Raw genomic sequence first — 23,218 nt, 5'->3', positions numbered from 1 at the left:
TACTAGAGTTATTAGTTGGTATGAATTTAATTAATTCTTAACGGGTCATGCAACCGTTGTTTACCATTGGGCATTCTCATCATTCGCTGGAGAATTTTATTGCCCTGCTTCAACAACATAATGTAACGGCTTTGGCGGATGTGCGTTCCATGCCCTACAGCCGACGGTTGCCGCAATTTAATCGCCAAGTTTTAGAAAAACATTTACCCCAAGCGGAAATTCGTTATGTATTTTTGGGGAAAGAACTAGGTGCCCGTCCTGAAAATCCCAGTTGCTATGTGGATGGAAAAGCCCTATATGAACATATCGCCGCTACCCCAGAATTTTCCCAGGGAATTAAACGGATTTTGAAAGGGGTGCAAAGCCATCGGATTGCGCTAATGTGTGCCGAAAAAGACCCGATCACCTGCCATCGGGCGATTTTAGTTTGTCAACATTTAATGCCCTTTAACTTAGAAATCGGTCATATTCTCCATGATGGTTCTTTAGAATATCACGAGGATTTAGAGGAACGAATGTTAAAACTACACCACTTACAGGAGGAAAAATTGGGAGACCAACTTTCTTTATTTGCGGATGATCCCACGCCCAAATTAACCCAAGAAGAACGATTAAAGGAAGCCTACCGCCGCCAAGGGTTAAAGATTGCTTATGTAGAAAAAGAACAAGGTGAGAACCACGATGATTAAATTATTTACGATTGGATTCACCCGTAAATCTGCCGCTCAATTTTTTGAGGGATTAAAACAAGCTGGGGTGAAAAAACTAATTGATACTCGGTTAAATAATACCTCCCAATTATCAGGGTTTGCTAAACAATCTGACCTGGAGTATTTCCTAGATAAAATTGGGCAAATCAGATATGAACATTGTTTACCATTGGCTCCAACCCAAGATGTTTTAGATGGATATAAAAAGAAAAAAATTTCTTGGAATGAGTACGAAAAAGCCTATTTAGAACTGATTCAAAAACGGCAGATAGAATCCTTGTTAAAACCAGAAGATTTAGACCAGGCTTGCTTTTTGTGTAGCGAAGATAAACCCCATTACTGCCATCGGCGTTTAGCGGCAGAATATCTGCAATCTCGGTTAAATAATCTCCAAATCATTCATCTTTAGGAGTGGTTATGCGGCGGGTCATTTGTTTGGCGAATTCCTATAAACATCAAGGGCGATGTATTGCTGGCATTACTGTTGATTCTGGTGAATGGGTGCGCCCTGTATCCGAGTTAGATGATGGACGAATTCCTACGAATGACAGTACGATACCATCGGAGCAAATTAACCTATTAGACATTGTAGATATACCGCTTACCAACGAACGAAGTTCTGGGTATGAAAGAGAAAATCGCCTCTATAAAAGTCAGGACTGGAACATTGTAGGAAAAGCAGAGGTTATTCAGATTCTACGTTACCGTGAACAGCAATTACTTTATCCAGAATTTGGTCGCAAAATTCCTTCTGCTTATTTGAATAAAATTAAACCCGCTCAGACGTTGCAACTTATTGAAGCCAAACAATTACGATGGGAACGGAATCAATATGGTAAGTGTAAAGTATTTATTTTAGATGATATTTATGATTCCGAAAAAATAGGTTTTAGCGTTACCGACCCAATCACGATTAATAAATTAAACCAGGGGCAATCGATTAGTAATCATTGCTTGTTATCTATGAGTTTTGGTCAACCTTGGCAAGGGGAAAATGATCCAGAACCGATGTGTTATCGCTTGGTTGCTGGAGTCATTGAACTACTCCCCGAAATTGAAATCATTGGACAGGAAATGCAACGGGTAGGATGGACCATTACCGAAGGACGGAGTTATTTACAAACCCAATTTTCTAAAGAATCCCGCTACCAATTGACAGCCTCCGAAGCCCAAGCTGTTGTGCAATTTCTACAAACCCTTCCCACCCCTGAGTAAAAGTACCATTGGAACGGAGAAAAGTTCTGGTTTACACTAGAGCTATGGTGTTACTCCTGCACGAACCGGCTTGGGAGCGGCAACCCCGGGAACCCCAACGGGCATACCAAATGTTTTGCCGCTATCGGGAAATGGGTGCCCAGCGCCGCTTGGAACCCCTGTGTCAGAATTATCCCCTCGCACAGTTGTCCAAATGGCTCAACCGCTGGCAGTGGGTCGAACGTGCCGCCGCCTGGGATCAGTATTTAGCGATGTTATGGCAACAGCATTACAATAACCAGCAACAGCACCAGCAGGACGTTTGGCGGCAACGGCAGGAACAGTGGCGGGAAACCGAGTGGGACTACGTGCGGGCATTACAAAGAAAAGTGGATACCATTTTGAGCCTGCCTGTCACCCGCCAACGCACGGTTAGGGATGGCAAGACCGTCATTATTGAACCGATGAATTGGAGTCTGGGGGATGTCACCCAGCTGGTACAACTGATTAGTGAGTTGGGGCGCAAGGCTCTGGCTCCACCCCAACCCGCTTTTCGACCTCTGCTCACCCTGCTGGCAGAACGGATGTCACCGGATGCCTACGGGGAATTGGTGCGGGCACTACAGGAATTTGGTCAGGAGGGGTTGGAATCCTGAAGGGAACGATAATAGTTGTCGAGGGCATAGCGCTGTTCCACGTTCCGCAGGAAATAACCACTCACCATCGCTGAAGCCAGCAACCGCCCCAAATGCTCCCGATCTACGGTAATTTGCACCCGGAAATGTTCCGCAGGCAGATGCCCCAATAGCCCCAAAATGTTCCGTTCCATCACCTGACGGGCTTCCGGGCTGGTGGGCAGGGACAATTGTTCCACGACCTCCGGGGACAGGGATTGAACATATTCCCAAAGATGGTTGGTCTCTAGTTCATTTGCTCCAAGCATAGGCAAAAGTATGAATAACAACCTAAGATCACGTTAACAAACCCCAGCATCAACTACAGTGGGAGAAACCGAACTTTGTTTAGCTTGGTTCATTTTAATTAATTCTAGGAGAATACTATCCTGGTAATGGTTACAATGGACATCCCGATTACCCCGATCACTCCCACCTTGCCAATTCCCTCTGAAAAAAGGTCTGCATCAGTGCCATGACCTGGGTACGTCGGGTTTCAAAGGTAGCCGCCACCCAGAGCATTGCCATACCCAACCCCAGCCCCAGTGCCCAGAGCAAAATACTGTACGTTGTGATAAAAATCCAAACTTGAATTAAGGCTTGTAGGGCAAAAATCAAAGTACCGCTAAACAAATAAGCCCGCACCCGCAGTCCTAAGCCCAACCCCGCCAAGCCCAACCCCAAACCCATCGTCAAGAACCCCGGCACCCAAGCCCCCTGGGATTCCCAAATCGCCGTTAGCCCAAGCAAACCCGTCGCCACACAGCGGAGAAAATGCCGCCGTTCTCGGGTGTCATCCCTGCGCCAATAGGGATCAATCTGGGCAATATAAAGTAAAGACACCCCCACAATCAGCCCATAAATTAAAAACGTCCGCCAACCCTGCTCCCGCAAAAATTTCAGCAACCCCCAATCCAACAACAGCAAACTCACATAACTCCGGCGCACATCCCGCTTGGCAGACCAGGCATAAAACGCCGCCGTTACCCAAAGGTTTGCCCAAGTGACCATCTCCCCGCCAGCAATCCCAGCGAGTAACAATACATTCACCCCCGGAATCAGCAGACCCACCTGTTGCCAAGGGCGGACATCCGACCAACCCCAACGAACCCAGGGTGCAGACATCAGCAGTACACCCAGTAAACTCGCCCCTGTCCCCGCCCAATTTACCAAGGTATGTTCCGGCACCACCAACACCAAAATATCCCCCCACGTTGCCAATAGGGTCGCCAAACCGCCCCACACCCACCGCCCTGACTGCCGACCATATCCTAGCGCATAAACGCCACATAAAACCAATACAATTGCATTACCAATCACCCCATTGGTACTGGTGGGAAAGCCAAAACGGATCGCCGCCAACCCAACCGCCAGCCCCCAATGCCCATGCCCCATGCGTGTCACCGCTAAAACCGGCACATTCCACCGCACCAACCAATGGCTTAACCCCACCCTCAAGCCCATATAGGCATAGCTCAAAATCACCCCCAAGCCAGCCAAAATCATCCACCCATCCCCCGGTTTCCCCGCTGGTAATTGCAGTAATTGGTACACCAAAAATTGGTACAAGCCCAGGGTAATGATGCCCATACCCACATAGGTCAACGGTTGCCACCGCTCCCGCCTGCACCCCACCCCCAGACTCATCCCCCCCAACGCCACCGACATCCAACCGGTGAACGCCGTCAAACTCGTCCCCAACCCCACCAACGCACCGATGACCCCATAAAAGAGGGGAACGCCAACCAACGCCGTACCCCAAGCCTGCCGCCATACCAACAGCAGTAGTGCAAGTGTACCTAAAGTCGCATTACCCAAGCCCAAAATCAGCCAAGGATTGGGGGTGAATAATGCACTCAAAGCCAGCCCCACTTCCAAACTCCACACCAACCCATACCCCACCCAGGGATGCACCTGCTGATAGAGGCGATACCCCAAGCCCAGGGTCAGCACCCCCACCACCCACAGCGACCACACCGATGGCGGGGACATATCCGCCAAATAATACCGGTAATCTGTATAAATTTCATATGTAAAAAATACTAACATTATTCCCGTGACAACCCCTGCCCAAGCGTCACAAATTTGGGCATAAACGTTATTGATAGAATTGACAGAGCGCAACCGCTGGGTGAGGTAATGCCGCCACGCCCAGACCCACAGCACATAAGCCCAGACGACCCCCGCCGACCAACTGCCCTGGGGCAAAAATTGGGCAACCAGTTTAGCCCATAGGGCGAACCCCAGACTCAGTGCCACCACGCCGGGAAATCCATGCCGCCACCGCCAAGCCCCCAGCGCCGCCACCCCCGTCGCCAGCCAAAGTCCCGGCATTTCCCATCCAGGGGGTAGAAACATGGCACTCCCCACCACGCTCACCAGGGAAATTCCCACCCACCAGCGGGGAGCTATGCACTGCGACTGCCAGGACAAAATACTGAGAAAAATTCCAGGGATAAACGCACTCAACACCCAGCCATTGACGGCAGTCCCCCCCCATACCCAGGGCAACCATTCCCTATACCCCAACCCCATCAGTACCAGCCCCACCAGCCAACCGGTGCGCCCCCAGGGGTGATCGGTACAACTCCAGCACCATTGCCCCGCCGCCAGTGCAAACAAAAGCAGTACCCAAATCGCCGTTGGCAAATTTGGTGCCAGCCGATCCACTGCAAATAAAAGCGTACTTAAAAACAGGGTTTGCAGAAGGTAAATCCACCCCAGTTGCACCTGCAATTGACGGCGTAACCAGAACACCAAATAACACCCACAGCCCCCCCAAACCAAAATCCGCCAGGTGGGATTGCTCAAACTAAGTATGGACAAGCTACTGCCCAAAGCCAGGGCGAAAATGCCAGTCAATTTGGTTAACTTTGGGGCTGACCAACTCTCAAATAATTGTCTTGCCAGCATGGTTGACCCCACCGCCGGTAACCACAAAATACTGAGCAATACGGTAGGCATCCCCAGGGTTCCCCCCACCTGTTCCGCCCAGGTCAAAATCTGCGCCCGTCCCGGGCTAGGAATTGCTCCCCAGAGTAACCAGAGGGCTTGCAGTTGCAGACCAAACAAGCCCAACAGTGCGGAAAATTCTTGCCGTGAACGCAGGCGATAGTAGAGCAATTCACCCAGCAAAATGACCATCACCAAAGCCTGCCATGACCAACGACCATCAGGCAAAAAACCAGTGGGGATCGCCAAAAACCAACCCAAAAACGTTAAAATCCACCCCACCAACCCCCACATTTGTAATGATTGAGAACGGGTTAACCAAACAATTAACCAACCGTTGAGACCAATCGCCAATGCCAGGTTATAATACGGCGGCTCAAGCGTATCAATGGCTCGGACAATCAGCAAACCCAGCCCACCAAAAATGCCCACCCAAGTCAGACTCGACCAAGGGGCATGGCGACCCCGCCAAAGTACAGCAGTTGTTAGTAAACTTCCGCCATACACTGTACTGTAAATGATGCCAGGACTTTGCCAGCCAGATTGCAACCAGGGCAGGAGCAAGACCAGTCCTAACCCCCAGGGCATCGCCGTCCGCCCCTGCAACCAAAACCCCAGCCCGGTCAACACCAAGCCCGCCCCCAACGGCACAATTGGCAAGCCCTGCGACCATAACCCCAACTGGTCAATTGTCCAAAAATTAACGGGAATCAGCAGTACGGTTGCCACCTGGAGCATGAGGGCAGTTAATGGCACATTGTCCTTAGAACGTAACCACAATGCCATACCGCCAAATCCCAGGGTATAGAACCACAAAAGCCCATATTGCCCCAGGGTTCCCAAGCTATCCCACACACTCGCCGCCAATACCACCGAAGAAAGCAGTACCAAAAATACCCCCACCAGCGCCAGCCAGAGGACGCTTAATTCCGCCCGAAATGACCGCAACAATTGGGGTTGGGGCGCTCGCTCAGAAGTAGGAGTAACCGTAGCCGGAACCAAACCCCGCCGCCGGTTAGCCGATTGGGTCAAATTGGGGATCAAAAATACATCAATTACCTGCCCGAAACCGCACAACCCCAGGGTAAACAGCCACAACAACCCCGGCACTACCTGTCCCAAGTACAGACGATGTAAACCACACACCCCCAAAAATCCCAACGCCCACAAGGCATAAGCTCTGACCATTGAAAGGGGTTTCCCCCCTCCAGCCGCCGGAGTTCCTACCCCGGTCAAGGGTTGCCACCAATAGGTTTGACAAAACTGCCGCACGACTTGATCGGCAACCAATCCACTGCTTAACCAATGGTCTAAACCCATGAGTAAAGATTCAGACAACTGGGGTAAAATGACTTTACATTGGATGGGCGAAGTAATGAGATTCAGTTCCGCCCAAGCCGCTAATCCCTGTGCCAGTTCAGAGATTTGTGTGGAAGTCGTAGCGTTTAAGATTAAATCCGTTTCCCCCTGGTGTTGTTGGATTTGGAGTGCCACCGTTGCCCCCTGGAGTAATCCCCGCTCCTGCCAATCTTGGATACCAGCGACCAGTGCCCGTGCGGTTGGGGGCGAAAATTTCAGGACATACCCTGGTTTGACGTTCATGGTAAAAGGTAGTGTGGGTGACGGATTGATCTCGTGAATGTATCGCAAATGTGTTGCATACGTGGGGCTGGCTGGCTGTGAAAATGGGTAGGGTTGAATCTATCGCCAATGCTATAGCAATATCATTCAAATTATGAATTATGAGCAAAAGTTTTATACTTGCAAATATCCTGACAAAATCAAGGGTCGCAGGGCACCGCCCCGTGCTGGTTTTTAGTAACCTTGGTATTCACAGACATAGTCATCTCAACTCAGTTTAGAATAAGGGTCGCAGGGCATCGCCCCCGTAAAAGAAGCACCTGCGGTGTATGGTTCTGGGGAATTTCTGTTTGTAAATCAAGTAGAATGCCTCTATACCTACGATTTAAGATTTGTTAAAATTTTGAAAACAGTGTTTTTATCCCCCTTCAGGAGTGGATTGCGATGACGTGGTTTACCCGTTTCATTTTGCCATTTTTGCTGGTACTTACCTTTGGGGTGGCTTTGGTTGCTGTCACCGCCCGTTCCTTTTTGCCGGGGGATATGGCTGTACCCGCACCAACTGGAGTGGTCACTCCGACCGCCGTTGCACCATTGCCTGAAACCAGTTCAGCAATTGTTCCAACTGCTGCGCCGGGGGTAGGGTCGCCAGTCCCCGCACCGTGATTTTGCCGGGGGTGTGGACAAACCGGGAATGGAGTTTTGGGGATAATCCTGTCAGCAATTGTTGCCAAGCGGGTGCCGCCATCGCCGTTTCTAAAATGACGTGGGGTTTATCGGGGCGAATACGGCTGATGCCCAATTGTTTGGCGAGTAATTTCACCCGCATGACTAAGATCAACTGCACTACTGGCACTGGCAACTCACCGTAAGAATTCACCCATTCCTGGGCAATTTTGGTTAATTCCTGGGGAGTTTCTGCGGTCGCCAGGGTACGATAGGCACTTAATTTTTGCTCTAAATTGGGCATATAATTCGCAGGAATAAAGGCGGTTAAATTCAGGTCAATTTGGGTGTCATCCACGCTGGGAATTTCCTGCCCCCGTACCTCTTGAATCGCCTCCTGTAACATTTCTAAATACAGGTCAAACCCGACGGCGGCGACCTGCCCCGACTGCTCCGCTCCCAAAATATCCCCCGCCCCCCGAATGTCCAAATCCCGCAGTGCCAGTTGGTAACCGGAACCGAGATGCGTAAACTCCTGAATGGCACGCAGACGGGCTTTGGCTTCCTCCGTGAGCAATTCCTCGCTCGGGTAGGTCAGCCAAGCATACGCCTGTACCCCCGCTCGCCCCACCCGCCCCCGCAGTTGATAGAGTTGCGCCAGACCAAACCGATGGGCATCTTCGATAATAATCGTATTCACCCGGGGAATATCTAACCCGGATTCCACAATGGTTGTGCAAACCAAAATATCGGCTTCGCCGTTACTAAATGCCAGCATGGCGACTTCTAATTCCTCTGGGGCTAATTGTCCGTGCGCCAACATAATTTTGGCAGTGGGGATCATCTGTTGAATTTGAGCAATGGCGGCTTCCATCCCCGCAATTTTGGGTAAAACATAAAACACCTGTCCCCCCCGATCCAACTCCTGGGCAATGGCGGCACGAATGGTCTCCGGTTGGTAGGGAATCAAATGGGTTTTAATGGGGCGACGGGAGGGGGGTGGCGTGGTAATCAGGCTCATTTCCCGCAATCCCGATAGAGCCATCGACAAAGTACGGGGGATGGGGGTGGCGGTTAAGGTTAATACATCTACGGTGGTTTTTAAGGCTTTGATTTTTTCCTTATGATTGACCCCAAACCGCTGTTCCTCATCCACGACTAATAATCCTAAATCCCGGAATGTCACCGTATTACTTAATAATTGATGGGTGCCTACCACACAGTCCAATTCCCCGGTTTTGAGTTTGGCAAGAATCTGTTTGCGCTCCTGGGGACTGCGAAACCGGTTGAGCAAAGCAATCTGAATGGGGTAGGGGGCAAATCGCTCTTTAAGGGTGTGATAATGCTGTTGTGCCAAGACGGTTGTGGGGGCGAGTAAAGCCACCTGTCTGCCTGCAAGTAATACTTTGAAAATGGCTCGAATTGCCACTTCGGTTTTGCCAAAACCCACATCCCCGCACACCAAACGGTCCATAGGACGGGGGGCTTCTAAATCCGCTTTCACCGCTTGAATGGCTTTGGCTTGATCCGGGGTGAGGGCATAGGGAAAAGAATCCTCTAATTCCTTCTGCCAAGGGCTATCTGGGGAATAGGGAGTCCGGGTCTGTTCCGCCCGTTTGGCGTATAATTCTAGTAAATTAACGGCTAATTTTTTTAGACTTTTGCGGACTTTTTCCCGGGTTTTTTCCCAGGTTTTATTCGCCAACCGATGGAGTTCGGGTTTCTGGGTTCCGCCCCCCCGATACCGGGACAGGCTACCCACCTGATCCACCGCCACTTGCAGTAAACCGTCCGCATATTGTAAAACCAGATATTCCCGAATTTGCCCGTCAATTTCCAATTTATCCAGGCGTAAAAACTGCCCGCACCCGTGATGCCGATGGATGACATAATCCCCCGGTTGCAGGCGGTTGGGGTCAACTTGAAGCGATTGGGCTTGGCGGCGGCGGCGGTTCGCTGTGGGGGTGCCCAGATGGTGTTGACCGAATAGTTCCCGATCCGTGAGTACCAGCAGGCTCAAGGCGGGCAACCACAGCCCCTGCAATTCCCCCAAACCCGTGTATTTGAGGGCGATGGGGGTATGTTCCTGCCCCAGCCGTTGGATGGCATTCAGGTCTTGGGCGTTGGGGACAAACTGGGCGGGACAGTCATGCTCTTGGAGTACGGCGACACAGCGGGAGGGTTGCGCCGAAAAAATCCAGGTGCGGCACTGGGAGCGATGTTGGCGGATCAGTTCGGCGAGGGGGGCAAACTGGTGGGGGGTGTTGGGAATTGGGCGGGGATTGAGGTTAATGCCTTCTCCGCTACTCCACTCGTGGCAGTGAATTTGCGGCTGGTTCACCAACTGATTTTGTATCGTTTCCCAGGAGGCATGGATGGGGGAAATCCCCTCGGATTGCGCCGAACGTTCCCATTGTTCCTGGGCGTGTTCCCACCAGCGTTGATGGTGCAGGCGACATTGCTGGGGTTCATCAATGACGCATAAGGTGTGGCTGGGTAGATAGTCCAGCAGGGACGCTACCTGGGGAAAGGCTTGGGGGAGAAACCGCCGGTAGCCGGTGAAATGGGGTGCCAAATCAGGCATTCGGGGCAGTACCAAGGCTCGGTAATCCACCGGCGTGAGGCGCACTTCGGTCAGGGGTTCCAACGCCCGTTGGGTGAGGGGGTCGAGTTCCCGCAGGGATTCCAGGGTATCCCCAAACCACTCCAGGCGCACCGGCAATTCATGGGCAACCGGGTACACATCCAAAATGTCCCCCCGCTGGCTAAATTCGGCTTCGGCGTTCACCTGTTCCACCCGTTTGTAACCCAGGGCGGTTAAGGTTGGCACCAGCGTCGCCAGGGTTGGGCTGTCTTGGAGATTGATGGTGATACATAGTTCCGCAAAGGCTTCTGGCGGGGGCAGGTGGGGTTGCAATGCCCGGTCGGTCGTAATGATGACATTGGGCGGGTTAGGACTTTGTAAGTCGGTGAGTACCTGCCACTGCGCCCAGAGGGTTTCCGGTTCCGGGTCAAAGGGTTCGTAGGGGGAGGCTTCGGCGGTGGGATAACAAGCTACTTGCGACCAGCCCATCTGTTCGGTTAAAGCCGTCCATTGCGCCGCTTCTTCCAAATTGGGGGTGATCACCAGGAGGGGTTGTGCCCGTATTTGCGCCAGGGCATTCACCAGCAGTACCTTACCAAATCGGGGCAGACCGGACAGCACCAGGGGATGACTGGGGTGAATTTTTTGTGCCCACTGTTGCACCAGGGGCAGGTGCGCCAGATATTGGCACAGGGAAGCGCAGACCATAGCTCGCAAAGGGCAGGGATTTTTATTTTAGGGCGGTCATCCCCTAAACTTCCCGCACGATTAGTAAAATCATCCCCACAATCAACGCTACTGTCCCCCCAGTAATGATCGAAAGTGCTAAATTCACCAAACGGTCATTCGCCCGTTGATAGGTTTCCATGCGGTCGTTAAATTTGGTGACTTCAATCCGCAACTGGGATAAATCATGACCAATCGCTTCCACCCGTTGGTTGGTCTGGACAAGGCTCTGGGCAATGTCCTCCACCCGCTGGTTGGTCTGGGTAAGGCTGTGGGCAATGTCCTCCACCCGCTGGTTGGTCTGGGTAAGGCTGTGGGCAATGTCCTCCACCCGTTGGTTGGTCTGGGTAAGGCTTTGGGTGTTTTGGGCAACATTTTCTGCAAGTTGTTCAATGCGCTGGGTGTTTTGGGCAACGTTTTCCGCTACCTGCTCAATGCGCTGGGCATTTTGGGCAACACTTTCGGCAATGCTTTCTAACGTAACCGGATTGCTCATGGGTTTGCTTGGGGTATGTTGTCTATCTTAACGTAACCCCACTTGCCCATCCCTTCACCATTACCTAGCGATTACATCAAACCCACTAAATGCAAAGGTCCCCAGCCGGTAATCATTTCGACTAACAAAAATATAAAACCCAACATTGCTAACCGACCATTCCAAACTTCGGCGGTGGGCGTTAAACCCCATTCCCAACGCTCCTGGGGATAAATTTTCACCGGTTTTTGAATGTTGATCACCTGATTGAGCGGCACGGGTGGGGATGTACTGGCTTGAACCACCGCTTCAGCCAAATCCTGAATAAACCGGGGGTGGACGTTCAAAGCCGGTACCCGATGGAAATTGATAATCCCGCTCTGATGGGCGAGTTCCCGGTATTCCATGTCAATTTCTTGCAAGGTTTCGATGTGTTCCGAAACAAAACTGATGGGAATCACCAGCAAATCCCGCACCCCTCGCGCCCCCAACTCGGGGATCACATCCTCCGTGTAGGGTTGCAACCATTCCACCGGACCCACCCGGCTTTGGTAGGCGAGGGTATGGGCGTTGGGACGATTGAGGGCTTTGATAATCAGCGCCACCCCGGTTTCAATCTGTTCCTGGTAGGGGTCGCCATCCTTTTCCACATAACTGCGGGGTACCCCGTGGGCACTAAACAGTAAATGCACGTGGTCGGGGGCGGGCAGATTGTCCAGGGTTTGGCGGATCAAATCCACCATCGCCTCGATGTAACCCGGGCGTTGATACCAGTAGGGAATCACCGTATGCTCAATCTGCGCCAGATAGGTTCCCGCCTGCCGCAACCGTTCCAATAGGCGCAAACTGGAACCGCTCGTACTAATAGAGTACTGGGGATAGAGGGGTAAAATCACCAGTTTTTCCACCCCATCCCGTTCAATTTGGGCAATGGCTTCCTCGGTAAAGGGATGCCAATAGCGCATACCCACATAAATCCGCACCGACTGCCCCATCTGCTGGAGTTGTTGCGCTAGAGCCTGCGCCTGCTGTTCGGTAATCTGCCGGATGGGAGAGCCGCCCCCAATTTGCCGGTAATTTTCTCGGGAACGGCGGTGACGCATGGTGGCAATCAACCAAGCCAAGGGTTTTTGCAACCAGGGCAGGGGCAAGCGGATAATCTCCGGGTCGGCAAACAGATTGTAAAGGAACGGTCGCACATCCTCCAACCGCTCGGGTCCCCCCAAATTCAATAACAGCACCCCTAGGCGTTGGCTCACGACCCCTTCCCCAGTCCTGACAATTTTTACATTTATTTAAGTTTAGCCTAATTTTCTTTGCCTGCCACCAACCGTTGATAGGCGGGGCTTTGGCTCCAGCGGTCAATCTCCTGTGCCCGCAATACCGGTAGGGGATGGGTCAGGGGCAAGGTGCGGGGGGTTTTCAGCCAACTCCACCCCCGCTGGTCGTAGGCACGGGCTTGGGCGAGAAATGCCTGCCCATCTAATTGGTGCGCCAATGAGGGGGAACCCCCGGCTAATTTCATCAATACCTGCACCACCACCTGGGGTTCCTGGGCGACCAACAGGGCGGCGCGGTCACAACTCAACTCGGCACAGCGCAACCATTGTAATAACGATGTCTGTAGTCCCTGCGCCAACCACATCCCCCAAGTGGGAATCTGGGCGACCCCTAAAACCAAGAGGTTAGCGAGGGTCAAATACACCCCATGTTCACACTTCAAATGTCCCAATTCGTGGGCAATCACCGCCTGGATTTCGGCAGGCGTGAGCAGTTCCATCAGGCTGGTATGCAAAACGATAAAGGGTTTATCCCCCCGAATGGCGAGGGTGTAGGCATTGGGCTGGGGATTTTGCCGCAGGTACAGGTAGGGCACATCCATGTCTAAAATTTGGCAGGCTTCCTGTAGTAATTCGTACAGCCAGGGCAGTTGATTCCATCCTACCTGCACCCCAGTCGCCATATTTTCCAAGTAAAACCATTCCTGTGCCGCTGTCCCCAGGGTCAACCGCAGTAACCCATCCAGTCCGGGAACTTGTTGCAAGGCTTGGGTGGCTTCCCGGTCCCAAGGGTGGCGGAATTGCTCTGCCCGCAAACCTAATAAACGCCGTTTTTCGCCCACAGTCTAAACGTTTCCAGGGTTTTAGTTTCAAGTACGCAAAATACCTGTTGATACTATAGCAATCCCGCTGAAGTGGCGGGCAACAATTCCCAAACCCTCCGTCCGGGGGGTGCATCCGGAGACTGTGTTCGACGACTGACGCTAACTTTAGGCAAGACACTGAGACAAGAACATTGGTTCACAATACTTGCACGCATGATACTTTGACAGTAGGATGGGTACCTAGTTTTAGTTTCGCAACCGAAAGCATGGTTACCGAATACCTCTCTGTAAAAGAAACCTCTGAAATCTTAAACTGCTCAGAGCAATATGTACGCCAGCTACTTCGGTATGGCGAAATCAGCGGGGAAAGGATTAGTAGTCGGTGGATTGTAGCATCAGAATCTGTGCAGAGCTACCGTGTTAAAGGAGAGAATAGAAGCCTAAAAATCCCTGATCATGGGCGACGCTCGTTCAGCAAACCTGAGCTAAAAGCCTTGAGTTTTTTTTCTGGCTGTATGGGTCTGGATTTGGGGCTAGAAAAAGAAGGCATCCAAGTACTCCTTGCTTGTGAAATTGATCCCGCCGCTCGACAAACGATTGAGATCAATCGACCAGACATGGCATTGATTGGGGATATTCGGGATTACTCAGCCACAGAAATTCGAGCGTATGCAGGACTGAGTTCAACTGATGAGATTGATGTAATTGTTGGCGGACCACCGTGTCAAGCCTTTAGCAGTGCAGGCAAGCGCCAAGGATTCAACGATGAACGAGGCAATGTTTTCTTAAGGTTCGTTGACTTAATCATTGAACTTAAACCCAGATTTGCGGTGATTGAGAATGTCAGGGGATTACTGTCTGCGCCATTAAAACATCGACCCCATGAAATGAGAGGCAAAAATTTTCCACCATTATCCCAAGATGAACGAAGAGGCGGTGCATTGCTTCTCATTATTCAAAAATTACAAGATGCAGGATATGGCGTTTCTTTCAACCTCTATAACTCAGCTAATTTTGGAGCACCTCAGCAAAGAGAAAGACTGATCATTGCTTGTAGTCGTGATGGTGTAAAACTGCCCTATCTCACCCCCACTCATTCCGAAAAAGAATTATATGGTCTGCCCAAATGGAAGACTTTACGAGAGGCTTTAGCAGGTCTGCCTAAGGATGGACATCATTTTGTCAAGTTTCCAGAAAAACGGCTCAAGTATTATAGATTACTGAAACCAGGGCAATACTGGCGGGACTTGCCAGAAGAGCTGCATCAAGAGGCACTGGGAACTTCCTATCATGCGGGAGGAGGTAAAACGGGTTTTTACCGCAGGTTGGCTTGGGATAAACCAGCCCCTACCTTGGTCACTCATCCCGCTATGCCTGCCACAGATTTAGCTCACCCAGAAGAGGATAGACCCCTTAGCATTGAGGAATATAAGCGCATTCAAGAATTTCCAGATGATTGGATGATTGCAGGTACTTTACTCGATCAATATCGGCAAGTGGGTAATGCCGTTCCTTGCTCTCTAGGAAGAGCGATTGCGAGAATGTTATTAACCCATCTAAGGGGTGAAGAGCCTAGAATATATCCCGATTTCCCCTACTCCCGCTACCACAATACTGATGATGTCAGTTGGCTGAAGGAGATGGGTTATAGAGATGAAGCATTAACTAAACAATTAACTTTGAGTTTGCTCTGAGTGTTCAGATATGCTTTTCCAATAGTTGTCTGCTTCAACGGCTAAAGCACAGGGATTTCTTTGTAAAACTTGCTGAATAAAACCAATAAATTTTTCTTCAGAAAAGTCATCATCGTTATTATATTTACGTTGCCAATAAGACCATTGATAGTTACCATTTACAGCATCAACCCGATACCACTTTTCAATGGGCTGGTTAATTCTTACCCGAGAAGACGAACTATTTTCCGAGTTACTGCGGTTTTTGACCTGCAAGAGAGAACCATCAACATTACAAAAATCCACATGGCGAATTGACTCTCCCCAACAACAAAACCAGCCATATCTAGCCAATTTATCAGCTAAAAATTCTTCTAAAAGTAATCCCAAAATATTCTCGGCAGACATTGACAACCTGTGGGCATATTTGATTTGTTCAAGATGCTCTGTAGTTAGTCCTGTTAATCGAGCATTGATGATTGTATTGACAATTGGATCAGCAACTGTGTGGGGAAGTTGTGATATGCGTCGTGAAATTCTATTTTTATAGCCGTTTTCATACTTCTCTAACCAAACCTTGGCTAACTCTTCTGGAGTTTTAGCCTTTTTTGTGGTTGGAGCAAGTTGGGGATTTCTGTAACAAGCCCTGAGAATAGTGTCGTGCGCTTCCAGAAACTGCTTATTCTGTCCAGAGAAAGCATCCTTAAAAATCTGTAAAAAGTTTTCCTCATCAGAAGTGCTGATAAGGCTATGGAAGTTCATAGACATCTGATGTGTTTCCTTTGAAGTTATAAATCATGCAACAGAAATGTCCACAATTGTACGCCACAGGGATGTTCCTGGATTTACTGCTCAAAGATTAAACGGTTGTTCTCGAACAGAAAAAGTCTCAGCTACTGCCTCAGCCCAGACCTAAAACCGTCGAACTACAGTCTTTTAAGCGCTTATGGGATACAGTTGAACCCCACTTGCCGTGAGTCAATTATTCTGAGCCTTGAGAATGATGGAGGCTTTTTGTATCCTTTAATTGATAAATAGACTGTATCAAACTAAATGTTAACTGGGCAGGGAGTCCCCTTCCTTGGGGGTTTGATTTTGCCGGATTTGGTTCAACAGGGCAATCACCCGACTGCCCCGCTCCAGGGATGTATCTTCCCGAAACACCACCTCTGGCGTACGACGCAGGCGCACCCGTTGCCCCAAAACCGTGCGTACATAGCCCGTAGCGGATTCCAGCCCCGCCATGGTTTGCGCCCGGACGGCTGGGGAGCCAAAGATGCTGACATACACCTGGGCGTGTTGCAAATCCCCGGACACCTCCACCGCTGTCACACTCACCAAGCCCTGCCCCACCCGGTCATCTTTAATGCCGCTGAGCAAAAGCTGGCTGATTTCCCGCTTGATCAGTTCTGCAACCCGTTCGACCCGCCGACTGGTAGCCATGATTTGGTTCCCCTCCTAGAAATTGCCATAGTGATCCTCACCTCACGAGGCAGGGACTTCCGGTAGGGCAGGGTTTTTCGCCTTGCCGCCTTTGAGGATGTCCGCTAAGACCGCCTGCGCCTGGGTGAGTCGTTCCAGGGTACTGCGGTAGAGGTCTAAATCCCGCTCCACTTTTTCCCCATTCAAATTTAAGGCCCGCGCCAGGGTTTGCACGGCGGACAGCCATTGTTCCTCTTGCTGGGGCAACACGCACTGCACCAGGGTCAGCAAACCAATCCCCACCAACCGGCTGTATTTGGGCGGGGGCGGGGTCAGCCAGCTTTGCAGTTCCCTTTGCAGGGGGTCATCGGCAGACAAGGGTGCCTCCGGTTGTGCCAACCAAGCCCGCAGGGCAGTCCCTCCCTCCCCTTGCGCCAGGTTTTTTAACCGCTGGGCATCCGCCCGCAGGGTCTCCGGGTCGTGGTTCAACGCCCGACAAAGGGCTTGAAAAATCGAGTCCCGATGCGCCGTCGGGGTGTAGTGCGCCATCAGGGTATCAAAACTGGTCACCACCCCCAGGGCGTACAGGGGATGATAGCGATACCCCACATTCACCTGGAGCAGGTGCATCTCCACCAACAATTCCTCCACCACCCGCTGGTACACCGAGTGGATCGGGCGGGGATGGTATTGATAAAAAGCCCGTTTTGTATCAGCAACAGTGGGAATCGGGGGCACGGGAGCAGTTCCTTCGGACAAACCGTATTTCATTTTACCGCTTCCCATCCCCCACCGACAGCGGGGCTAAATGACCGAGGTACTGTGCCAACCGCGCCATGCCCTTGGCAATCGTGGTGTGGTCGGTGGCGTAGGATAACCGCACGTGTTGGTCATCCCCAAAGGCTCGCCCCGGCACCAGTGCCACCTGATATTGCTCCAGCACCTGCTGGCAAAATTGGACGGAATTTAACCCGGTCGCCCGAATGTCCACCCAGATATAAAATGCCCCCGCCGGTGGTGCCAACCCCAAACCGGGCATCTGCGCCAGTGCATCGCACATCAACCGCCGCCGTTCGCCAAACACCTGCCGCATCCGGTGCAATTCCGCCTGGGGACCTTGCAGGGCGGCTAAGGCTCCATACTGGGCAAATGTACAAACATTCGATGTACTATGCCCCTGGAGATTGGCGGCGGCAGCGATAATTTCAGGCGATCCGGCTCCATACCCCACCCGCCACCCGGTCATGGCGTAGGCTTTGGCAAAGCCATTGCACACCAGGGTACGGGCGTAAATTTCCTCCCCAAGGGCGGCAATACTCAGGTGTTCCGCCCCGTCATAGACCAATTTTTCGTAAATTTCATCGCTGATCACCCACAGGTCATGGCGCAGGATCGCCTCAGCTAACGCCTGCAATTCCTCCCGTTGGTACACCGCCCCGGTGGGATTGTTGGGGGAATTGAGAATCAGCAAGCGACTGCGGGGGGTCACCGCCTCTGCCAATTGCTCCGGGGTGAGTTTATAGCCGGTTGCCCGCTCCGTCGGGATCACCACCGGTCGCCCCCCAGCCAAGCGCACCATCTCCGGGTAACTCACCCAGTAGGGGGCGGGGATCAGCACCTCATCCCCCGGTTGGATCATCACCTGTATCAGGTTGTACAGGGCTTGTTTGCACCCATTGGTGACCAAAATCTGCTCCGGTGTGTAACTCAGACCATTGTCTTGCCGAAATTTCTCAGCAATCGCCCGCCGCAATACCAGTTCCCCCGCCGCTGGCCCGTAGCGGGTTTTGCCCTGATCCAAAGCGGTTTTGACTGCTTCCCGAATAAATGCGGGGGTATCAAAGTCCGGTTCCCCAGCGGCAAAACTACACACATCCTCACCGGCGGCACGCATCGCCCTCGCCCGGGCGGTAATTTCCAGCGTGGCGGAGGGTTGCACCTGCAAGATACGTTCGGATAACACGGGCTTAGGGACTGCTTCAGGTTAAAAATTTATTATCGCTTAGCCGTGCCCGGTTTAGGGAGCCAAAAACCGTTGAATCGTACTCAAGGCATCGGTTTTGCCCCAGTTCAGGCTATCTTTTTGAAATTTTTGCCAGGGTTGGTAGATTTTTTGGAAAGCGGGGGATTGGCGACTCTGGTCGGCGAGAAGGTCTTGGGTCACCTGCCAAGCGGTTTGGAGAATGTCATCACTGTACCGCCGCAGTTGGGTATCCCCGGCAACAAGGGCTTGCAGGGCGGTTTGGTTGCGGGCTTCGTACTGGGAGAGCATGGCGAGATTCATAGACTGTGCCGCCTGTTCCAGGGCATTTTGGTAACTCCTGGGCAGTTGCTCCCACGCCCGCCGGTTGATCAGCAGTTCCACACTTGGTCCCGGCTCCCACCAACCGGGATAGTAATAGTAACGCGCCGCCCGGGGCAAACCCAACCGCTGGTCATCATAGGGTCCGACCCATTCCGCCGCATCCAGGGCACCCCGTTCCAAGGCTAAAAACAATTCACTCCCCGGCAAAACCTGCACATTCACCCCCATCTGCGCCATCACCTTGCCCCCCAAACCGGGCAAACGCATTTTTAAGCCCTGCAGGTCACTGAGGTTGACCACCTCCCGCCGAAACCACCCCCCCATCTGGGCACCCGTATTCCCCGCCGGGAAATTAATAACGCCAAAATCCTGATACAGGGACTGCATCGCCGCCAACCCCCCCCCGGCGTACCACCAGGCATTTTGCTGTTGGGCGGTGAGACCAAAGGGTAAGCCAGTTCCAAACACCAAAGCCGGATTTTGCCCCAGGTAATAGTAGCTGGCCGTGTGCCCTGCCTCCACCGTGCCGGAACGCACCGCATCCAACACCTGCAAACCCGGCACAATTTCCCCAGCGGCAAAGGGGGTGAGGGTAAACCGTCCATCCGTCAGTTGTTTCACCTGCTCCGCCAGGGCGCGCACCCCCCCAAACAGGGTATCCAGGGCGGTCGGCCAACTGGTCGCCAAACGCCAACGCACCCGGGGCTGGGTAATGACCGCTGGTGCCTGGGGGCGATTGCAGGCGGTGAGTCCTAGTGCCCCCAATCCCAGGAGGCCAACCCGTCGTCGCATCCGGGCGAGTTAACTAGCGGATTGGACTTCCTCGTGCAGGCGGGCATTTTTCGCCTCCGCCTTCGCCTCCTCCACCAGCTGACTGACGCTACTGCTGGTTTCCGTCCAGACGCTTTGCACCTTGTCGTAGGCATCCATGCTCAGGACAATGCCGGTTTTGACCATCGAGCGACCGGATTCTTGCAATTCTTTCGCCAATTCCGGTTTACCCAAAACCGTACCAAAGGCGGGGGACAGGGCCAGAGCACCCCCTCCCACCACAATCGCACCGGCACCAACTGTCAGGGCAACGATGGGTTCTAATCCCAACAATAGAAATTCTAATTCCATGCTGATCACATCCTTGGTACGTTTTACTAATCGCATCAGAAACGAAATTAATCATGCCATTCCTGGTCAAAATTTGTCAAGGACATCCCTAAAAATGAACTGTGGAGATATTGCTTCGTCATTTACTTCCCCCAAATTTCTGCCTGCCGAGGATGGTATTTTTTGCCAATTTGCAACACAATCCTCAATAGGGTTAGGGGCAAATCTAAAAACAGGTCACAGGTACACCAAGCCTGTCTTGATTTTCTGAGCATCTGCCTTGACCCATCGCATGAAATTTATGATGATCTCAGAAACTTAGGGATAAAGATGGAATGGTAGGGCAACGGGCTTGGTCACGACGGGCAATATTGGCGGCTGGAATGGGTGTGCTGGTCGGTTGTACCGCTACCAACCCGGCTTCTGCCCTGCGGATAGAGGTGTTGAAAAATTCCCTGCCCTCCCTGTGGTGGCGACGGTTTCGCCGCCGTTATCCCTTGGAACTGCACATGCGTCCCCAACTCCCCGACCTATACGCCCAATTAGCCCAGCCCGACCCGCCCAACCTGCTGACCCTGGGGTTGGCTTGGTTAGACCTGGCTCGCAAAGCGCAACGTTTGGCCCCCCTTGACCCCAACCTCTTGACCCGCTGGGGGGAACTGCCGCCCCAATGGCAGGGGGTGAGCCAGTCCGAGGGACAACTCTGGTGGGTGCCCTACCGCTGGGGGACGACGGTGCTGGCCTACCGCCGGGATCAATTGGACTGGCAACCCCAAACCTGGGACGACCTGGAGCGACCCGCCCTGTACCAACGGGTGAGTGCCATTGCCCAGTTCCGAGAATTGTTAGCCATTAGTTTCATCCGCCTGGGGCTATCCATCAATACCCCGGCACCCTGGCCCATCGCTGACCTGAAAGCCCAAATTCAAGCCCTGCATCGGCAGATACGTTTGTATAGCGACCAGCATTACATTCAACCCCTGGTGCTGGGGGATGTGGCCATGGCCGTGGGCTGGTCAAGTGACTTGCTTCCCGTCGCCCAGCGTTACCCCCAGATTCAGGTGGTGGTGCCACCCGGAGGCGGTGTGATTTGGGCAGATGGGTGGGTGCTCCCCCAGGGGCAATCCCCGACCGAACCGGTCAAGGCTTGGTTGAATTTTAGCTGGGAACCGCCACAGCTTGAGAGTTTGACCGCCCAAGGGTTCGCCTGGTCCCCGTTTGCCCCCCAGCTCAAACAGTACGAATTTTTCCTACCTATGGATGCGGCCACCCAGGCAGAGTACCAATCCCTTCGCCAGTGGTGGGTCACCCTCCCCCCGATGGCATGATGAGAATACCTGCCCTGGAATGAGCAGTCTTTGTCACAAAACTACAAAATCTCGTCTCATTTCATTGAGGATTGCAACGAATTGTACTGGTCTGGAAATCGCTCTGGTACGATTACATTTACCGATCTGGGAGGGGTCATGGCTGACAAAGTTAAGCATCTAAGTGTCCGTCTCAGCGATGATGAGAATCGAGCACTCGAGTATTATTGCCATCAGACGAACCAATCGAAAACGGAAGTGATCCGTGAATTTATTCGCTCTTTGGTCTATAACACCAATTCTTCTAGCCCAAAATCCACCTGACTCCCCACCGGAAGAGTCCTGGCTGGCGTTGATTTCCCTGATTGCCAGCTTAGTGCAGGGGTTGATTTTTCTGCTGGGGTTCACCTTGTCGGGGCTGATTCTGATTGTGCAATGGCTGGCGTCCCTGTTCTCCTTGGTCTTCGGGTTTATTTGGGCGGGTCTGCAGGGAATTGTGACCGCTCTGATCCTTCCTTTCGTGACCACAGGGCTGGGAATACTGATTCCTGTGATCATTGTGCTGGTCGTCGTTGTGATCTTAGCGGCGTAAAGGCAGTAGGGACTCGGATAAAGAAGATATGAGTATTTGATTTAAGGGCACTTCTAAAAATGGGTTACCCCCCGTCTTGGTTCTGGATAGCCTGCGTGGCGTAACCATTAATATGGGCATTGTAGCAACATAACCTTCTGGTAATGCAAATAAATAGAGGTGCCCTTAATTTCTAGCTGGTAATAGCAATATATCTAAGTGTAAAGTCGTTTGTACATTTTCTGCGTAAAAATTTTTGAGAAAATCTAGGGTAATTAGTTCCGGTTGATTGTCCACCCACCGAAAAATTTCTGCCGGGTATTGAATAATAAAATCAAAATACTCTTCACAACAACCTAGACGATTAATTCCATAGGGCCAAAATTCAACGTAAATGGGCGCACTCGCTTTCTGCAAAAACTCTTGACCTCCCTTAAAAATCAACCCTTCACTACCTTGGCAGTCTATACAAATCCAACCAATTTTTTCAGGTGCTATATTATACTGATCGGATAAGCAATCTAGGGTCGAAAAAGGAACTTGCTCAGTAGTAAATTGCTCTTCGTGATAGAGATTGTTTGAATTTTTATCAGAGCTTGAAGACATCCGAAAATCCCCACAATTGTAGGGGCTACATATTATATTTCTTACTCCCAGGAAGTCCGCTAATCCACACTGAATTGGCTGAATTTTATTCTCTAAATTGTTAATTTTAATATTCCATTGCAGGAATTGAAAGTTAAGGGAAGAAGGTTCAACAGCAATTGCTTGGGTAAAAGCTCCACTGGCAATCGCATAAATAGACATGGAACCAATATTGGCACCAATATCTAAAAAGATACTTTTTTCAGGAGTAATCCAGTGATTATTTTTTAGGAATTTTAAGCAATTATTAAAGTCTGACAACTGATAAGGCTCACCAGTGAGGGTGACAAGAAGTTGAGCCTGATCAAAGCCCGGATATAACAGGTAAGAATGAATTGAATCAGCTTTAGTCATTATCCCAACCAATTGTTTTATTTCTTCCTGACGTTTCTTATATTCCTCCCGTAAGTTGTCATGTTCCTCCCGCAGTTTGTTATATTTTTCCCGAAGTGTGTTATATTTGCTAACAAAATTACCGAGCAGAGGGGTAAAGGTTAGAATTTTTTTAAGGAAGGATGTGTTGATCAT

Annotated in this window: 20 protein-coding genes; 7 read left to right on the top strand and 13 right to left on the bottom strand. The window is 51.4% G+C overall.

The genetic code is table 11. From position 1 onward, the window contains the following. Positions 1 to 47: 47 nt before the first annotated feature. Genes MLD66_RS11265 through MLD66_RS11250 form a run of 4 tightly spaced genes read left to right on the top strand, consistent with a single transcriptional unit; the run spans position 48 to position 2,560 of the window. The gene (locus MLD66_RS11265; protein ID WP_247217932.1) at positions 48 to 689 is read left to right on the top strand and encodes a DUF488 domain-containing protein; all 642 of its coding nucleotides are present in this window, start codon (positions 48 to 50) and stop codon (positions 687 to 689) included. Next, on the top strand, positions 682 to 1,119 hold the full coding sequence (locus MLD66_RS11260; RefSeq protein WP_247217930.1) for a DUF488 domain-containing protein: 438 nt from the start codon (positions 682 to 684) through the stop codon (positions 1,117 to 1,119). Before MLD66_RS11265 ends, MLD66_RS11260 begins: the two co-directional genes overlap by 8 nt. An 8-nt stretch (positions 1,120 to 1,127) precedes the next feature. Next, complete coding sequence (locus MLD66_RS11255; protein ID WP_247217928.1) at positions 1,128 to 1,925, top strand: hypothetical protein; 798 nt, start codon at positions 1,128 to 1,130, stop codon at positions 1,923 to 1,925. 44 nt (positions 1,926 to 1,969) lie between these two features. Beyond that, complete coding sequence (locus tag MLD66_RS11250) at positions 1,970 to 2,560, top strand: hypothetical protein (protein ID WP_247217926.1); 591 nt, start codon at positions 1,970 to 1,972, stop codon at positions 2,558 to 2,560. Here the strand turns inward: MLD66_RS11250 and MLD66_RS11245 are convergent. From MLD66_RS11245 to MLD66_RS11220, 6 genes are all read right to left on the bottom strand, one after another. Then, the gene (locus MLD66_RS11245) at positions 2,539 to 2,847 is read right to left on the bottom strand and encodes a DUF760 domain-containing protein (protein ID WP_247217924.1); all 309 of its coding nucleotides are present in this window, start codon (positions 2,845 to 2,847) and stop codon (positions 2,539 to 2,541) included. The genes MLD66_RS11250 and MLD66_RS11245 overlap by 22 nt on opposite strands. 157 nt (positions 2,848 to 3,004) lie before the next feature. Beyond that, positions 3,005 to 7,132 carry an NINE protein gene (locus MLD66_RS11240; RefSeq protein ID WP_247217922.1) on the bottom strand — a complete coding sequence of 1,376 codons (4,128 nt, stop codon included), beginning with the start codon at positions 7,130 to 7,132 and terminating at the stop codon, positions 3,005 to 3,007. 550 nt (positions 7,133 to 7,682) lie between these two features. Further along, on the bottom strand, positions 7,683 to 11,069 hold the full coding sequence (mfd, locus tag MLD66_RS11235; protein WP_247217920.1) for a transcription-repair coupling factor: 3,387 nt from the start codon (positions 11,067 to 11,069) through the stop codon (positions 7,683 to 7,685). 43 nt (positions 11,070 to 11,112) lie between these two features. Further along, positions 11,113 to 11,583, bottom strand: a complete 471-nt coding sequence (locus tag MLD66_RS11230; protein ID WP_247217918.1) for a hypothetical protein — start codon at positions 11,581 to 11,583, stop codon at positions 11,113 to 11,115. A gap of 71 nt (positions 11,584 to 11,654) precedes the next feature. Continuing rightward, positions 11,655 to 12,821 carry a ferrochelatase gene (hemH, locus tag MLD66_RS11225; protein WP_247217916.1) on the bottom strand — a complete coding sequence of 389 codons (1,167 nt, stop codon included), beginning with the start codon at positions 12,819 to 12,821 and terminating at the stop codon, positions 11,655 to 11,657. 47 nt (positions 12,822 to 12,868) lie between these two features. Continuing rightward, on the bottom strand, positions 12,869 to 13,684 hold the full coding sequence (locus MLD66_RS11220) for a M48 family metallopeptidase (RefSeq protein WP_247217914.1): 816 nt from the start codon (positions 13,682 to 13,684) through the stop codon (positions 12,869 to 12,871). 248 nt (positions 13,685 to 13,932) lie between these two features. Here MLD66_RS11220 and MLD66_RS11215 point away from each other — a divergent pair, with 248 nt between their 5' ends. After that, complete coding sequence (locus MLD66_RS11215; RefSeq protein ID WP_247217913.1) at positions 13,933 to 15,360, top strand: DNA cytosine methyltransferase; 1,428 nt, start codon at positions 13,933 to 13,935, stop codon at positions 15,358 to 15,360. Here MLD66_RS11215 and MLD66_RS11210 read toward each other — a convergent pair. The 6 genes from MLD66_RS11210 to MLD66_RS11185 all read right to left on the bottom strand — a co-directional run bounded on the left by MLD66_RS11210 (position 15,340) and on the right by MLD66_RS11185 (position 20,224). Continuing rightward, positions 15,340 to 16,107 carry a SinI family restriction endonuclease gene (locus MLD66_RS11210; protein ID WP_247217911.1) on the bottom strand — a complete coding sequence of 256 codons (768 nt, stop codon included), beginning with the start codon at positions 16,105 to 16,107 and terminating at the stop codon, positions 15,340 to 15,342. The genes MLD66_RS11215 and MLD66_RS11210 overlap by 21 nt on opposite strands. 288 nt (positions 16,108 to 16,395) lie before the next feature. After that, complete coding sequence (rbfA, locus tag MLD66_RS11205) at positions 16,396 to 16,782, bottom strand: 30S ribosome-binding factor RbfA (RefSeq protein ID WP_247217909.1); 387 nt, start codon at positions 16,780 to 16,782, stop codon at positions 16,396 to 16,398. A gap of 42 nt (positions 16,783 to 16,824) precedes the next feature. Next, positions 16,825 to 17,532 (bottom strand): photosystem II biogenesis protein Psp29, encoded by a 708-nt coding sequence (psb29, locus tag MLD66_RS11200; protein ID WP_247217907.1) that lies wholly within the window; start codon positions 17,530 to 17,532, stop codon positions 16,825 to 16,827. Position 17,533: 1 nt separating this feature from the next. Beyond that, complete coding sequence (locus tag MLD66_RS11195; RefSeq protein WP_247217905.1) at positions 17,534 to 18,724, bottom strand: pyridoxal phosphate-dependent aminotransferase; 1,191 nt, start codon at positions 18,722 to 18,724, stop codon at positions 17,534 to 17,536. Positions 18,725 to 18,778: 54 nt separating this feature from the next. Continuing rightward, positions 18,779 to 19,858, bottom strand: a complete 1,080-nt coding sequence (locus tag MLD66_RS11190) for an ABC transporter substrate-binding protein (RefSeq protein ID WP_247217903.1) — start codon at positions 19,856 to 19,858, stop codon at positions 18,779 to 18,781. Positions 19,859 to 19,867: 9 nt separating this feature from the next. Continuing rightward, on the bottom strand, positions 19,868 to 20,224 hold the full coding sequence (locus MLD66_RS11185) for a hypothetical protein (RefSeq protein WP_247217901.1): 357 nt from the start codon (positions 20,222 to 20,224) through the stop codon (positions 19,868 to 19,870). Positions 20,225 to 20,502: 278 nt separating this feature from the next. On the opposite strand from MLD66_RS11185, the gene MLD66_RS11180 reads away from it, so the two are divergent. Beyond that, positions 20,503 to 21,495, top strand: a complete 993-nt coding sequence (locus MLD66_RS11180) for an extracellular solute-binding protein (protein WP_247217899.1) — start codon at positions 20,503 to 20,505, stop codon at positions 21,493 to 21,495. Between the two features lie 244 nt (positions 21,496 to 21,739). Then, entirely contained in the window at positions 21,740 to 22,066 is a 327-nt protein-coding gene (locus MLD66_RS11175) for a hypothetical protein (RefSeq protein ID WP_247217897.1), read from the top strand. A 165-nt stretch (positions 22,067 to 22,231) separates the two neighbouring features. On the opposite strand, the gene MLD66_RS11170 is transcribed toward MLD66_RS11175, so the two are convergent. Beyond that, positions 22,232 to 23,218: an FkbM family methyltransferase gene (locus MLD66_RS11170; protein ID WP_247217895.1), complete on the bottom strand. Its 987-nt coding sequence runs from the start codon at positions 23,216 to 23,218 to the stop codon at positions 22,232 to 22,234.

The organism is Synechococcus sp. C9 (genome assembly GCF_022984075.1).
GTDB lineage: Bacteria > Cyanobacteriota > Cyanobacteriia > Gloeomargaritales > Gloeomargaritaceae > Gloeomargarita.
This window is presented reverse-complemented; position numbering and strand designations above follow the sequence as displayed.